Annotated in this window: 14 protein-coding genes and 1 riboswitch; of the genes, 7 read left to right on the top strand and 7 right to left on the bottom strand. The window is 38.9% G+C overall.

Translation table 11 applies throughout. The features are described 5' to 3' along the window. Positions 1-86 precede the first annotated feature (86 nt). Positions 87-1,136: an AraC family transcriptional regulator gene (locus tag NL42_RS04980; RefSeq protein WP_461311969.1), complete on the bottom strand. Its 1,050-nt coding sequence runs from the start codon at positions 1,134-1,136 to the stop codon at positions 87-89. Positions 1,137-1,257: 121 nt separating this feature from the next. Here NL42_RS04980 and NL42_RS04975 point away from each other — a divergent pair, with 121 nt between their 5' ends. Next, positions 1,258-2,133 carry a metal-dependent hydrolase gene (locus tag NL42_RS04975; protein WP_461311968.1) on the top strand — a complete coding sequence of 292 codons (876 nt, stop codon included), beginning with the start codon at positions 1,258-1,260 and terminating at the stop codon, positions 2,131-2,133. Between the two features lie 8 nt (positions 2,134-2,141). Here the strand turns inward: NL42_RS04975 and NL42_RS04970 are convergent, their stop codons facing one another. Genes NL42_RS04970 through NL42_RS04955 form a run of 4 tightly spaced genes read right to left on the bottom strand, consistent with a single transcriptional unit; the run spans position 2,142 to position 5,570 of the window. Next, a complete protein-coding gene (locus NL42_RS04970; protein WP_198307077.1) occupies positions 2,142-3,137 on the bottom strand; it encodes a DUF2804 domain-containing protein in 996 nt (331 codons plus the stop codon). 37 nt (positions 3,138-3,174) lie between these two features. Then, on the bottom strand, positions 3,175-3,687 hold the full coding sequence (locus NL42_RS04965) for a DUF1543 domain-containing protein (protein ID WP_461311967.1): 513 nt from the start codon (positions 3,685-3,687) through the stop codon (positions 3,175-3,177). A gap of 10 nt (positions 3,688-3,697) precedes the next feature. Next, the gene (gene trpB, locus NL42_RS04960; RefSeq protein ID WP_003655197.1) at positions 3,698-4,927 is read right to left on the bottom strand and encodes a tryptophan synthase subunit beta; all 1,230 of its coding nucleotides are present in this window, start codon (positions 4,925-4,927) and stop codon (positions 3,698-3,700) included. After that, a complete protein-coding gene (locus tag NL42_RS04955) occupies positions 4,902-5,570 on the bottom strand; it encodes a phosphoribosylanthranilate isomerase (RefSeq protein ID WP_461311966.1) in 669 nt (222 codons plus the stop codon). The genes trpB and NL42_RS04955 overlap by 26 nt, the downstream gene beginning before the upstream one ends. A gap of 126 nt (positions 5,571-5,696) precedes the next feature. Next, positions 5,697-5,903, top strand: a riboswitch (cobalamin riboswitch). A 36-nt stretch (positions 5,904-5,939) separates the two neighbouring features. Between NL42_RS04955 and NL42_RS04950 the strand changes: the two genes are divergently transcribed. The 3 genes from NL42_RS04950 (at position 5,940) to NL42_RS04940 (ending at position 9,274) form a co-directional block, all read left to right on the top strand. Further along, entirely contained in the window at positions 5,940-7,811 is a 1,872-nt protein-coding gene (locus NL42_RS04950) for a TonB-dependent receptor plug domain-containing protein (RefSeq protein WP_461311965.1), read from the top strand. Positions 7,812-7,907: 96 nt separating this feature from the next. Continuing rightward, entirely contained in the window at positions 7,908-8,486 is a 579-nt protein-coding gene (locus NL42_RS04945) for a cob(I)yrinic acid a,c-diamide adenosyltransferase (protein ID WP_461311964.1), read from the top strand. 74 nt (positions 8,487-8,560) lie between these two features. Beyond that, positions 8,561-9,274, top strand: coding sequence for a glycerophosphodiester phosphodiesterase (locus NL42_RS04940; protein WP_461311963.1), 714 nt, complete (start codon positions 8,561-8,563; stop codon positions 9,272-9,274). Between the two features lie 27 nt (positions 9,275-9,301). On the opposite strand, the gene NL42_RS04935 is transcribed toward NL42_RS04940, so the two are convergent. Next, entirely contained in the window at positions 9,302-9,835 is a 534-nt protein-coding gene (locus NL42_RS04935; protein WP_461311962.1) for an META domain-containing protein, read from the bottom strand. A gap of 208 nt (positions 9,836-10,043) precedes the next feature. On the opposite strand from NL42_RS04935, the gene NL42_RS04930 reads away from it, so the two are divergent. From NL42_RS04930 to NL42_RS04920, 3 genes are all read left to right on the top strand, one after another. After that, positions 10,044-11,216: an acyl-CoA desaturase gene (locus tag NL42_RS04930; protein WP_461311961.1), complete on the top strand. Its 1,173-nt coding sequence runs from the start codon at positions 10,044-10,046 to the stop codon at positions 11,214-11,216. A 99-nt stretch (positions 11,217-11,315) separates the two neighbouring features. Then, complete coding sequence (locus NL42_RS04925) at positions 11,316-12,758, top strand: protein adenylyltransferase SelO (protein WP_461311960.1); 1,443 nt, start codon at positions 11,316-11,318, stop codon at positions 12,756-12,758. A 77-nt stretch (positions 12,759-12,835) separates the two neighbouring features. After that, entirely contained in the window at positions 12,836-13,417 is a 582-nt protein-coding gene (locus NL42_RS04920) for a L,D-transpeptidase family protein (RefSeq protein WP_461311959.1), read from the top strand. Positions 13,418-13,487: 70 nt separating this feature from the next. Here NL42_RS04920 and NL42_RS04915 read toward each other — a convergent pair whose 3' ends face one another. Next, entirely contained in the window at positions 13,488-14,174 is a 687-nt protein-coding gene (locus NL42_RS04915; protein WP_461311958.1) for a response regulator, read from the bottom strand. Positions 14,175-14,184 lie beyond the last annotated feature (10 nt).

The following is a 14,184-nucleotide window of genomic DNA, read 5'->3' as shown; positions in this document are numbered from 1 at the left end:
TTTTGAAACTTTTCTCAATGATCAAAGCTTCCTATTTTCGAGCCATTATTAGATCGTCATCTGAATAGAAAAACGCCACAGGAAGGCTATTTTATTGCATTTTTATTTGTTAGCTGTAATTGTCTTTTTCTTGCTAATAGGGTTTGCCCTGTCAAATTTTTATGGGCACGTGCAAGTGCTGACTGGTCCGAATATCCCAATTGTTCAGCAATTAAAGTGAGGCTTGCATTTTGGTTGAGTAATATCTCACAGCGCCTCATACGCTCCGCATCTAAAATTAATTTAAATGAAGTGTTTAATGACTGTAGCTGGCGCTGCAAGCTTCGTACTGAAATATTCAACTCGATGGCAATATCTTCTATTTTAGGGGCCTGCTGCCTTTGCTTAAAATATTCATGGACGATCCAATGTATTTGCTGAGCTAAATCTGTATGTATTTTACGCTGAGCTAATGCTTCTTCTGCTTGTTTCACTAAAAGTTGCATTAAGGTTGGGTCTGCATGCTGAGGACGAATACTTAGTCCCTCACTTGCAAAAGTTAATGCATAGTAAGGTTTTTCAAATGATAATTTGCATTGAAAGAAACGCTGATAGTGCACTAACGGACCACGCACCCGATGCACGAACTCAACTTGTTGCAAGAGAAAATCATGCAGTGGGGCTATCTGTTTAGCAAGCTGTACCATCGCTGCCAAGGTCAATTCACAAAGAATGATATTGCTGTCATCAACCAACGGCCAATACAAACGAATTTTTGAAGCATCTTTCTCAATTTGCATAGGTACGACTTGCTCACCGTCAATCACCAGACGATGAAACTTCATAATATATTCAAGAACCTCTGCAAAACTGCCACTTCGGGATGCCATATAGCCCAATACACCAAAATTGGCAGGTGTAATGCAAGTAGCCATTTCCAAAGCTAAATTGGAAACTTGTAGCTGAGATTCGGTTAGCTCTAAAAGCTCAAGAAAAAAATTTAAAGAAGATTGAGCATCGATAGACGAAGCTAAAATATTTTGAACTTGTCGGGCCTGAACATCCGTCAGATTTAATGCCTGCCAGTCTATTTCCCTTTCTTTTAAGTAAGTATTCCAAAGGTAAAAATAACCATTTGAAATCGTAAAATCCTGCATGGCTCATCCTTTTTTTACTGCCACCTTGTCGCAAACTGTATAAAAATTGGCAATAACTGTCAAAACAAAGCCGACCAGTCACGACATACTAGTGAACAAGTTAGATGCGAGAAATAAAAATATGAACGCACATGTTTGTTATCAGGTCGATCCAGTGGTTCGTAAAGATCTAGATTTTCATTTAAACGAAGCGCCTCGCTTTTGGTTTAATAATGATCCTTTTTTGACTCGTATGTTTGATGCACTCAGCTTAACCTTTCCTGATGGAGAGCGTTATTTTATTGAATGTGTTCGTATGTTCCGTGACAAAATTGATGATCCAGAACTACAAAAACGAGTTGTGGACTTTATTAAACAAGAAGCTCAACACGGTATTGCTCATGACAAAATGAATCAGCTCATGAAAGAACAAGGTATGCCTGTTGACCAATTCACAGCTACACTAAAAAGAATTTTTCGTTTTGAACTCACCAAACGCTCACCGCAATACAATATTGCAATGACAGCAGCAGCTGAACATTTAACGGCATTAATGGCAGAAACGTTTTATAGCAATAAAAAAACTTTGGAAAATGCTCACCCATATGTTCGAGCACTGTTTGCTTGGCATGCGATTGAAGAAATGGAGCACCGTGATGTTGCTTTTGATGTCATGAAACAAGTAGGTGAAGTTCCTGAGTCAACTCGTCGATTTGTATTAGTTCTTACGACAGTATTGATGTTTGGCTTTACACTTTATCGCACCAACATCATGTTGAAATGTGATGGCTTTAGTTCTAGAGAAAGACTCTTGATGAGCCTTAAGGGTCTACCTTGGTTTTTCGGCAAAAATGGCACATTAACCGCTATGAAAAGCCAATACTTAGATTGGTTTAAAAAAGATTTTCATCCAAGTCAGCATCCGGTCATTCGTCAATATCCAGTCTGGATTGAAACACTCGAAAAGACCAATGATCCTATTGCAGCTGGTGAAGCATTTTGGCAAGCAGGTTTATAACCCGCTTGTTACCATTTTGCATAATGTTGTTCTAGTAAACCGTATTGCTCATTGCAATTGATGATATCAGTTGCCTCATGCTCAATCGTGCCGCTAATTTTAGCTTGCCACTGGTTGAACTGGCTTCCAATCATTCTTAAATTAATATTTTCGTATCGGCACCAACCAATATGGACCTGTAGATTAAGTTTTTGATCTAGAGAGCTAATTTGCCAAAGCTCATCATTTACTTTTTCAAATAAAACATCAGTCAGTGGAAATAAAACTCCGTTAATCCATAAGCAGTTTTCATTACCAAAGCTTTCATTAACACCTGAAGCCAAATTTAAACCAATACGCCGCCCTTGCTCATCCCAGAAATTACATGAAAGCCAGAACCAAGCTGTTTCAGGGCGCAAAAAACCACAAGTATCATCTAAAGATGCAAAAGTCTTTTCATCAAATTGTACAACTTGGTTTTGTTTATTAATAAACATTCCCTCTACACCCAGCGTGGTCTGCTTTTGGGTATAGGTCCAACCATTGATACCTGTCGGTGTACATAAACTTAATATATCGGTCCCAGCACAAAAAATACGAGCGCTAAGTTGGATCTCACCATATTTGGTCACTCGAATGTACCGCACACCATTGGCATGCTGAATATCAAACTGATAAGGCGATTTAGAAAAATAGCTTTGATTAAACAATGGCTGTTCATCAAGATAGGTTTTATGCCCCAAAGGCTGAATTGCATTCCACTCAATGACTTGCTGGGTTTCATGGTCATAAATATAGAAAAAACCGTGCCCGACCCAACCGATATCTGCAATTGCCAGACCAATACTATAGTGTTTATGTTGAATGCCGCAGAATTTAAATTTTTTATATTTTAATTGCTTACGCCAGCCCTTTAAGACCTTACCATAAGGGGTTTTATAAATATAATGTTGTACATGAATGGTTGACGGTACAGATTCAAAACGCCCGTAGCGAGGCTGTCCATTTTCTTGAATTAAATCCATTTACCCACTTCCATATGAATATTAGATTTCAAATGACCTATACCACGGTCAAATACGTATTTTCCCAAATTGTTGCAGCAAAATCGCCTTTTATTAAATGAATATAGCGCCCTGCTACACAATCTATCGCTAAGCAGTCATCAATATCAATGACTCGATCTGTGTGTGCTTTTTGCCACTCTTGATCTATAAATTGTTTACCTAATTGTTTTGCAACGACAGCGTTTGGTGCAACTACAAACTCATAGCGGTGAAGTTCACCGAATTCACGAGCATTATATCCACCCAGATTAATTAAATATAATTTTAAATCATCTGGTTGTGGAGCAGCATCTGTAAAATGAATTTGATAATTTTGCTCTTGAGAGCTAACACCAGAGAACTTGGCCCAAGCATCAATATGTAATCCTTGAGCCTCACCAAACCAAGCCTGTTTAAGTTGAGGATAAACTCCTTCCAAAGTATCTCCTACCGCCATGACAACATCATGAACCTCTGTATTAGCGCGTGCATGACACCCACCTAACATCACCATAAACAAGCTTGGCATTATAGTTCTCTTACATCTCGACCATTTCTACGCCATCAATGCGTGCAACTGTCATTAAATCTTTATCACCACGACCTGAAACAGTCGCAATAATAATCTGATCTTTAGACATTGTTGGTGCAAGCTTAGAAACGTATGCCATCGCATGAGAGCTTTCAAGTGCAGGAATAATCCCTTCGATTTTGGTTAAATCACGGAAACCTTGCAAAGCTTCTGTATCATTAATCGGCACGTATTCTACGCGTTTCATATCTTTCAAGAAGCTATGTTCAGGACCAACACCCGGATAATCAAGACCTGCTGAGATACTATGTGTCTCAATAATCTGACCTTGCTCATCACTCATCAAGTAAGTACGGTTACCATGTAACACACCAACGTGACCGGCATTTAACGGCGCAGAGTGTTTACCAGTTTCAATACCAAAACCAGCTGCTTCAACACCATACATTTTCACATTGGCATCGTTTAAGAATGGATAGAACAAGCCCATTGCATTTGAACCGCCACCCACGCATGCAACCAATGCATCTGGTAGGCGACCTGCTTGCTCCAAGATCTGTTTGCGTGCTTCACGCCCAATAATCGACTGGAAGTCACGAACGAGTTGAGGATATGGATGTGGGCCTGCAACTGTACCAATTACATAGTAAGTACTATCAACATTGGTTACCCAGTCACGCATCGCTTCGTTCATGGCATCTTTCAGCGTTTTAGAACCACTTTGTACAGGTACAACAGTCGCGCCCAATAAACGCATACGATAAACGTTCATGGCTTGGCGCTTAACGTCTTCAGCACCCATATAAACAACACATTCAAGACCTAAACGTGCTGCAATTGTTGCTGTTGCCACACCATGTTGCCCAGCACCAGTCTCGGCAATAATACGTTTTTTACCAGAAAGCTTTGCCAATAACGCCTGACCAATCGTGTTGTTTACCTTATGTGAGCCTGTATGGTTCAAGTCTTCACGTTTCAGGTAAATTTGCGCACCACCTAACTCTTTTGACCATCGCTCAGCATAATAAAGTGGACTAGGACGACCTACATAGTAGGCGAGATCGCGGTCGAATTCTGCCAGAAACTGTTCATCATTTTTCATGCGGGAATATAGATTTTCTAAATCTTCTAATGCCGCCATTAGAGTTTCTGACACAAAACGTCCGCCATGGATACCAAAATGCCCTGCAGCATCTGGGTACTGTGTATAGTCAATCACATTGTTTTGCTGATCCACGTTGGACTCCTTGCATAAATCGTTCAATGAGTTGTTGGTCTTTTATACCTTTTGCGGACTCTACGCCTCCGCTCACATCTACTGCAAAAGCACCGGTAGTATGAATAGCGTCAATGACATTGTCAGGGGTTAAACCACCTGCCAAGATTAAAGGAATATCAAGTTTTGGGAATTTAGACCAGTCAAACTGATGTCCTGTGCCCCCTTTAAGCTCAGGATGCCACGCATCGAGCAATATAGCACTGGCACCAGCGGCCTGATATTTTTGAATTTCAGCAATTACATCTAAATCAGGTTTAACCTGAATCGCTTTATACCAGCGACGTTTACAATGACGAGCTATTTCCTGACATTGTTCTGGAGTTTCATCTCCATGTAGTTGTAATACATCTAGGGGAACACAATCAAGTACATCCTGAATTTCAGTGGCACTTGCATTTACAAACAAACCAACCATTTGTACATAAGGTGGAATTACTTTTGCTAATTCTTGAACCTGTGCAACTGTCACATGTCTCGGACTTGGCGGAAAAAAAACAAAACCTATCGCATCTGCTCCAGCAGCAACAACTGTCTGAACATCTTCAATGCGAGTAATTCCACAGATTTTTGCGCGTGTACGTTTTTGGTTTGATGGGCTCATGATCTGCCTAAACTACAACCATTTCTTAAAATAAGCGCCATTGTAATGCAATTTTTGCCCCTTGCGTAAAAGTTCTCTGGGAATTGGGCTAAATGACATTGTATGAAGTAAATCGCCACTTTATACTGCGTAAAATTGGAAGCAAGTGTAAGCAATTAATGCTTTAGGGAAGCTGGTGAAAGTCCGGCACTGCCCCCGCAACGGTAACAATGTAAAGCATATTTTTTAAGTCGAGATCGACTTACACCACTGCAGTAATGTGGGAAGGTGAATATGTCCATAACTTAAATATGGCGCTGAAGTCCGGAGACCTACTTGTTTCATTTATCTACCCGATCATTCACGTGGGGTGAATGTATGGAGCATGTTATGTCTAAGTCTTTTCAACCTACTCGTCTGGTAGGGGCTATCGCTATTGCGATGGGGTGTTCACCTGTTATTTTTGCTGAAGATACAACGAACGCAACTCAGCTCGATCCAATTGTAATCACTGCCTCAAAAAGTGCTGAAAAAGCCAGTGAAGTTCCAGCGCGTATTTCAGTCATTTCTAAACAAGAAATTGAAAAAAACCCTGTTTTAAATTTATCTGATGTATTACAAAAAGATGCGTCTATTTATATAAAACAATCTGGTGGCGTTGGTCAACTCACAGACCTATCTTTACGTGGTGGACAAACGGGCTCGACATTATTATTGAAAAATGGTGCTCGCTTAAATACTCAAAACGGCTTAGGCCCTGTTTCACCTGAATTTATTAACCTATCAGATGTAGACCAAATCGAAATTTTAAAAGGCCCAGCTTCTGTTCAATATGGTTCAGATGCTATTAGTGGTGTAGTACAACTAATTTCAAACAATCCAACAAAATCTGGAGCAAGTTTAACAGGTGTGTATGGTGAAAACCGTACTTATAAGACACTTGTAAATGCAGATTATGTAGATGACAGTGGTTTTTATGCAAGTATCGGTGGTCAACGGATGGAGACTGATGGTACTAGTATTATCAATATACAAGATAAAAGTGAAAAAGCAGCATTTGACCAAAAAGGATATAATGCAAAAGTTGGTTATAGTAATGATGTAATTAACACAAGCTTAGCAATTGACCAAAATCAAGGTACGAATAACTATACTACGAACTATTCAACGAATAATGCAAAACGTAATTTTGAAAATCGTCTAGTAAATTGGCTGGCTAGTTATAAGGCTTCTTCTGATTTGGTCTTAAATGCACGCTATTCTCATTATCTTGATAAAATCGAACAAGTAATTTATCAAAGCCACTTTAATACGACCTCTGATGAAGGGGACATAAATGCCAAATGGAATTTTGTACCAAATCAGAATATTTTAGGGGGTGTTACATACAATCGATCAAAATATGATGCTAGCTCATCTCCTGAAGCGGTAAGAGATATCAGCTCTACAGGCTATTATTTACAACATCAATATAACGATAATGGTATTCATACTCAGGTTGGTGTTCGAGTTGAAGATAATGATTGGTTTGGTACCCACACTGTTGGACAAGCTGCTATTCGTTATCAAATCTCTCCTCTAACAAGTATCTACACTAACATTGGTACTGCATTCAAAGCACCAACCCTTGAACATTTATATGGTTCTTACGGCTATGATTTTTATAGTAACCCTGATCTAAAACCTGAAGAAAGCAAGTCATATGAAATTGGTATAGATCAGAAATTTAATTATGGTATTTCTGCCTATCTTTCTGGTTATTATACAGATGTTAAAAATTTAATTAGTTATGGCGCTATAAATGGTAGAACGACATATATCAACTTAAATAAAGCTGATATGAAAGGTGGAGAAATAGGCTTAAAGTGGGCTAAGGATAATATCTTTGTTAATGCTGAATACGCTTATGTAGAAACTAAGGATAAAGATAAAGACCTAGAAGTCCCTTATCGTCCCCGTCAGACATATACTTTAACTGCTGGGTATGATGATGATATTTATGGAGTGAATGCTTCATTAGTATCTCGCTCTAAAGCTAACGCCCAAAATATTGAAAATTCGGTTAAAGTTCCAGGTTATGCAACTGTTGATTTAAATGCTTTTTGGAATATGAATCCAAATATAAAGCTATTTACGAACATCCAGAATATCGGTGATGTACGTTATAACACGGCATACAATGCTCAATCTTCATTCTCCCCTGAATATTGGTATATCAACGGTGGTCGCCAAGCTTCTGTTGGGGTCACTTTCCGTTATTAACATCTCACTTTAATTATAAAAATATTTTCTTAACTCCAGTTTCGGGGTAATGTTCTGACCGACATTATCCCCTTTTTTATGTTCAGGATATCCATCATGGGACACCGTTTAAGCAAAATCTATACACGCACAGGCGACTCAGGTACAACAGGTTTAGGCGACGGCTCTCGTGTTGCCAAAGATGATTTAAGGGTTGCAGCGCTTGGCGATGTCGATGAACTCAATGCAATTATTGGGGTACTTCGTGCTCAAATCACAGCTAGTCAAGTGGCCAACAAAGTAGATTGGGATAAAAGTCTGAGCCTTGTTCAACATTGGCTTTTCGACTTGGGTGGAGAAGTTTGTATTCCAAACTACAATTTACTTGAGCCTGTTTGTATTGAGTTTCTTGAAAAAGAAATTGACCGTATGAATGAAGACTTACCCATGCTTAAAGAGTTTATTTTACCTTCAGGCTCTTTAACTTGCAGTTATGCCCATCAAGCCCGTGCCATTTGTCGCCGCGCAGAACGATCTCTACTGTCAGTACAAACACGTGATCAAAATATTCAAACCACAGCACTCCAGCTTCTAAACCGCCTGTCTGACTGGTTGTTTGTTGCATCGCGTGCTTTACAACGTGCCGAAGGTGGACAAGAAGTGCTTTGGCAAAAAAATATTAATGAGATGATTTAAAAATAGATTAGATTAAACATGGTCTCTACTCTTTTGAAGAGACCATCATTAAAAATACTTGATAGAAGAAAATTATGCGCATTATTGGTCACCGTGGTGCACGCAAAGAAGCTCCTGAAAACACATTAGGCGGTTTTCAGCACATAAAAGACTTAGGTATTCGTGGTGTCGAATTTGATATTCGTCAACTTCAAGATCAAGAGTTGGTCATTATTCATGATGACAACTTTTTACGTACAGCTGGAGTCGACCAAATTGTTGAGCAATCTAGTTTGGCTCAAGCGTTGTCATTTGATCATCGTCAAAACTGGCCTGACTGGCCAAATTCAGAGCCAACACCAACACTCACAGGCGTTTTAAAATTACTTGATAACTTTGATCATATTGAAGTCGAAGTGAAAGCTGTAAGAGACATGGTTTTAGCAGAAAAAATTGTTCAAAAGCTTGAGGCCGAATTACAAGGTTTTGAGAAAGTCGTCACCATAACAAGCTTTGATCTTCAAATTTTAACTGCCTTACGCGATATAAACTCTCAATTCAAACGTGGATTGTTAGTGGAGCTTCCAGTAGGGGCAATCGCAATTGAACTCGCTCATCAATATGGTTGCTGTCATATTGGCTGGCACGATCAACTCGCAACAGATGAAATGATTCAGCTTTCACAACAGGCTGGCTTAAATATTAGTGTCTGGACAGTCAATGATGTAGAAAGAGCAAAAAAGCTTAGGGATTTAGATGTACAAGGGCTAATTACAGATATTCCAGCCACAATGTTACAAGCTCTATAAATATAAAAAAGGTGGTAAAACCACCTTTTATTTCTTTTGTGCCTGAATAAGGCGTTGTCCACTCTGATCGAGCAGATATAACGTATTGCCCACTAACTGGAAGCGTTGAATACGTTGTAAAGCATCCACCAGCTCTGCTTCTTGAGCTAAAGCACCATCGCAACTTAAATGTCCTGCATTAACCTGCATATCAAGTTTTTGCTGGCTAAAATCAAATGTATATCGACCAAAAACTCCGTTACAGCCAGTATGGCCTGATACGGTTTTGATCGCAGAATTTAGAGAAAGAGTTGGCCACTGTGTAAAGAATTTTGCCTTATGGCCACTGATCTGAGTGATCTGCCAATCAATATCTTGAATGCCATCAGGACTCACTCTCTTTTTCACAACAGGCGATTGAACATGATGAACTGTTTTTTTTGTTTGAACTTTTTTTGTATTTTGATCGGGTGCACTTTGACATGCTGCTAATACAAGACTGATTGTGACCAAGACACACTTCAATGATAATTTTCTTGCAATATCAATGCTGTTCTTTTTTTTCAATCGTTGTACGTTCATTAAACAACTTCTCCTACTTGAAAAACTCTGTGACATAGTTTAAATCTGTTACCGTTCTTTCAATACATCTGTACAATAATCTTAGTGACTCTCACTAAGCACGTGTTAATATGAAGGATAGAATAGCAATATATCTTGATGATTGGTTTTGCTATGTCGTTTTGTCTTTGTACCTTGTCTAACAAGGATTCTAGGAGCGCTGCCGGATATGACTTCCGCCCCACTCAAAGCCCCAATTAACTGGACCGCTAGCATTACCTTAATTGGTTTACCAATTCTTGCCGCAATAATAATCCCGATTTACGCGTATTATTATGATTTTAGTGTAAGCGCATGGGTAAGCTTATTTTTTCTTTTAGCTCTAAGTAGTATGGGGATTACTGCTGGTTATCATCGCCTGTGGGCTCACCGAGCTTACGAAGCGTCGTTACCGCTTAAAATTCTTTTAATGATCGGTGGAACGTTTGCCGTACAAAATAGTATTTTGTTCTGGGCATCTGGTCACCGTACTCACCATCGACATGTTGATCATGTTGATGAAGATCCGTATTCAATTGAGCGTGGTTTTTGGTATGCCCATATGGGTTGGATGATTCGCGATCATTCACCATCTGAGCCTGACTTTAAAAATGCACCTGACTTGCTCAATGATAAATTAGTTATGTTCCAACATAAATACTACGGTTTACTCGTAGTTGCAGTTCATGTTGGGATTTTAGGCCTAATTGGTTGGGCAACTGGCGATTTATGGGGTGTGATTCTCATAGGTGGTCTATTACGCTTAATCATTAGCCATCAAGTGACTTTCTTTATTAATTCACTTTGTCATATGTGGGGTAAACGTCCTTATACAGACGAAAACTCAGCACGTGATAATTTCTGGTTAGCTATCGCCACTTGGGGCGAGGGTTACCACAACTATCACCATATCTTCCAATACGATTATCGTAACGGTGTGAAATGGTGGCAATATGACCCAACAAAATGGTTGATTTGGTCTTGTTCTAAACTTGGTTTAGCTAAAAATTTACGTCGTATTCCAAGCTTTAATATTAAAAAAGCAGAACTGGCGATGAAGTTTAAATATGCCGAACAAGATCTTGCTATTTATGGTCATGATGTAAATGCTGACATTAGTCAAATGAAGCAACGTATTGCACAAGAATACGAAGCATTTACCCATACTTTAAATGACTGGGCAAAACTTAAAGAAAAAGAATTACAAGTGAAAAAAGCAGCAATGGCTGAAAAGATTCATAAAATGGATCATAAGCTTAAAGTTGATTTTCAATTGCTTGAACACCGTCTAAGTCATCACCGTGAATGCTTAGAAACACTTATGCGTAGTGTTAAAAAGAATACCAACGTGGTGTCAGACTAAAATAAATTCTGATCTAAAATAGCTCTTTCGGGAGCTATTTTTATGCCTGCTTTTTAACTATGGTATAGTGAAATTCGCTCTCTCTATTTTGCCAAGCCCATGCAATTTAATCCGCTCTACCCTTCACTTCCTTCTAAATTATTCCATGTTCAGCAGCCGTCCCCTTTACGTGGTGCAAAAGCAGGTCATTTCAATACTGCTTTGGCAGATGAGCTGCAATGGTCAGAAGACGAAAAAAATGCATGGGTTGAAATCTGTAGTGGACAGCGTACTTTCTCTGAATTTCCTTCTCTTGCTATGGTCTATGCTGGCCACCAATTCGGACAATGGGCGGGACAACTCGGTGATGGTCGTGGCTTATTGATTGCGCAAATACTTAATACAAAGGGTCAAACCATAGATCTACATCTAAAAGGTGCAGGCCCGACACCCTATTCAAGAATGGGAGACGGACGCGCAGTGTTGCGTTCTGTCGTCCGCGAATATTTAGCAGGACATGCTCTAAATGCTTTAGGAGTCGCTTCTAGTCATGCAGTAGGTTTTACAACGTCGACCCAAGGCGTACAGCGTGAAAAACTAGAGTTAGGTGCAATTCTACTCAGAACATCTGAATGTCATATTCGTTTAGGGCATTTTGAATGGATTAATCAATACGCTCCAGAGTTGCTGCCAGAGTTTACTCAGAAATGTATTGAGTGGCATTATCCTGAGTGTCTAGAAACTGAGAATCCTATTTTATCCTTTGCTAAAAAGGTAATTGAGCGTACAGCAATCATGATTGCTAAATGGCAGTTGGTTGGGTTTGCTCATGGCGTGATGAATACAGACAATCTCAACATTACTGGTTCTACACTCGATTTTGGTCCATATGGTTTTATGGAGCGCTTCCGTCCGAACTGGATTAATAACCACTCAGATTACCAAGGCCGTTATACTTATCAAAACCAACCAAGCATAGGCCATTGGAATTTATGGACGTGGTTAAACAACTTGATTCCACTTGCTGAACCTGAACAAAAGGATCAGTTCAAAGAAGAGTTAGCAGCCTGCTTAGAACAATTTGAACCAACCTTCATGGAACATTACACAACTGGTTTATGTAAAAAAATGGGATTACCTCATTTTCATAAAGACAGTCTTGATTGTAGTTTTAGTTTTTTAAAAATCTTACAAACTGAACAACTAGACTACACTCAGAGCTTTATCCGGCTTCAAAATAAAGAATATAAAATTCTACGAGATGATTGCCTTGATATTCGACAGTTTGATGAGTTTCTTAGCCAATATCAAAGTATTCGTGAACATCAAGATACTGATGAACTTGATGCAAACATGCAGCAATCAAATCCGATTTATATTTTACGGAATCACATGGCCCAACGTGCTATTGAAGCAGCTGAACGAGATGATTTTAGTGAAGTAGACCGCTTATTTAAGTTACTCAATAATCCTTATACAAGACAACCAGAACTTGAACAGCCACAAGATTTAGGTCCTTTACCAAGTGACGTACCAGACATAGCAGTCAGCTGTTCTTCTTAATATTTTAAAAGACTAAAACTCTCTTAAGCCGCTTTAGTGGTAGCTTAGAGAGTTTCTTAAACATTAAAGAATAATATATGAAAATTAAACCTATCATTATTTGTACACTTCTCATGATTCCATTGGGAATCGCTTTTTATAATTATGAAAAATATTTACCGACTTTTACATCATCCCATAAAGCTCTTTCAACCGAAGAGATCTTAGAACTAATCAAGACCAAACCCATCACCTCAATTGAAGTATTTAAAAATCAACGCATACTCCTCCTCAAAAATAATAATGAGGTGATTCGTCGTTATCCTATTCGTCTAGGCTTTAATCCTAACGGACATAAACACTTTGAAAATGATGGCAAAACACCTGAAGGGATTTATTCGATAGACTGGCGCAACTCACAAAGTGCGTACTATAAATCCTTGCATATTTCCTATCCCGATACGAAAGATATTGCTTATGCCAAACAACATAATCAACCAACGGGTGGAGATATCATGATTCATGGATCAGTTCCAAAATCTTTTTTACCTATACCTTTTAGCTCGACTTATATGCCACATAAGGATTGGACTTTAGGATGTATAGCCGTTAGAAATGTAGATATAGACGAGATTTGGCAATTCGTGCCGAATCATACAAAGATTATAATTTATCCATAAAATCTTTAAAACTATCCACATTTTCTGTGGATAACATTGTGGTTATCCACAGAATAACTTTTGTGAGTGCTTATTCTTCTGGATATTCGAAGCGGTAACCTACACCGTAAACTGCTTGAATCCACTCATGGCGGTTACCAGTTTCAGCCGCTTCACTAATTTTTCGGCGCAAGTTTTTGATATGACTGTCAATCACACGATCGGCAACGTCAAAACTATCTGGATTAATATGATCTAATAATTGTGCACGTGAATAGACTTGTCCTAGATGCTCTAAAAATAGCTCAAGTAAACGAAATTCTGTAGGAGTTAAACTCAACGATTTTTGTTGATACCAAATTCTTTGCTGTGCTTTATCAATTCGGAAAGAATCATTTTGTTCAGGCTCTGCCTTACGTTCTAAACGGCGTAAAACTGCCTGTACACGAGCAACTAACTCTTTTGGGCTAAACGGTTTACATACGTAATCATCAGCGCCCATATTCAGACCTAATACACGGTCAATTTCTTCGGTACGAGCCGTCACCATAATAATTGGTAAATCTGACTGTTCACGAACTTTACGGCAAATGGTCAAACCATCCATTCGTGGAACCATTAAGTCTAGAACCATTAAATTAGGTTTACGTTGCTGGAAACTCGCATACGCATCTTGACCATCATGAAACATACTTACTTCAAAACCGGCAGCTTCAAGATAATCACGCACCAAATGCGCTAATTCGACTTCATCTTCAACCAACATCACATGTTTCATGAGATATTTT

The organism is Acinetobacter sp. GN11 (assembly GCF_054823985.1).
This window is presented reverse-complemented; position numbering and strand designations above follow the sequence as displayed.

Bases quoted from the DNA above. Each gene is read 5' to 3' on its own strand.
- NL42_RS04980 (WP_461311969.1), bottom strand. From the start codon at position 1,136: ATGCAGGATTTTACGATTTCAAATGGTTATTTTTACCTTTGGAATACT.
- NL42_RS04975 (WP_461311968.1), top strand. From the start codon at position 1,258: ATGAACGCACATGTTTGTTATCAGGTCGATCCAGTGGTTCGTAAAGAT.
- NL42_RS04970 (WP_198307077.1), bottom strand. From the start codon at position 3,137: ATGGATTTAATTCAAGAAAATGGACAGCCTCGCTACGGGCGTTTTGAA.
- NL42_RS04965 (WP_461311967.1), bottom strand. From the start codon at position 3,687: ATGCCAAGCTTGTTTATGGTGATGTTAGGTGGGTGTCATGCACGCGCT.
- NL42_RS04955 (WP_461311966.1), bottom strand. From the start codon at position 5,570: ATGAGCCCATCAAACCAAAAACGTACACGCGCAAAAATCTGTGGAATT.
- NL42_RS04950 (WP_461311965.1), top strand. From the start codon at position 5,940: ATGTCTAAGTCTTTTCAACCTACTCGTCTGGTAGGGGCTATCGCTATT.
- NL42_RS04945 (WP_461311964.1), top strand. From the start codon at position 7,908: ATGGGACACCGTTTAAGCAAAATCTATACACGCACAGGCGACTCAGGT.
- NL42_RS04940 (WP_461311963.1), top strand. From the start codon at position 8,561: ATGCGCATTATTGGTCACCGTGGTGCACGCAAAGAAGCTCCTGAAAAC.
- NL42_RS04935 (WP_461311962.1), bottom strand. From the start codon at position 9,835: ATGAACGTACAACGATTGAAAAAAAAGAACAGCATTGATATTGCAAGA.
- NL42_RS04930 (WP_461311961.1), top strand. From the start codon at position 10,044: ATGACTTCCGCCCCACTCAAAGCCCCAATTAACTGGACCGCTAGCATT.
- NL42_RS04925 (WP_461311960.1), top strand. From the start codon at position 11,316: ATGCAATTTAATCCGCTCTACCCTTCACTTCCTTCTAAATTATTCCAT.
- NL42_RS04920 (WP_461311959.1), top strand. From the start codon at position 12,836: ATGAAAATTAAACCTATCATTATTTGTACACTTCTCATGATTCCATTG.
- NL42_RS04915 (WP_461311958.1), bottom strand. From the start codon at position 14,174: ATGAAACATGTGATGTTGGTTGAAGATGAAGTCGAATTAGCGCATTTG.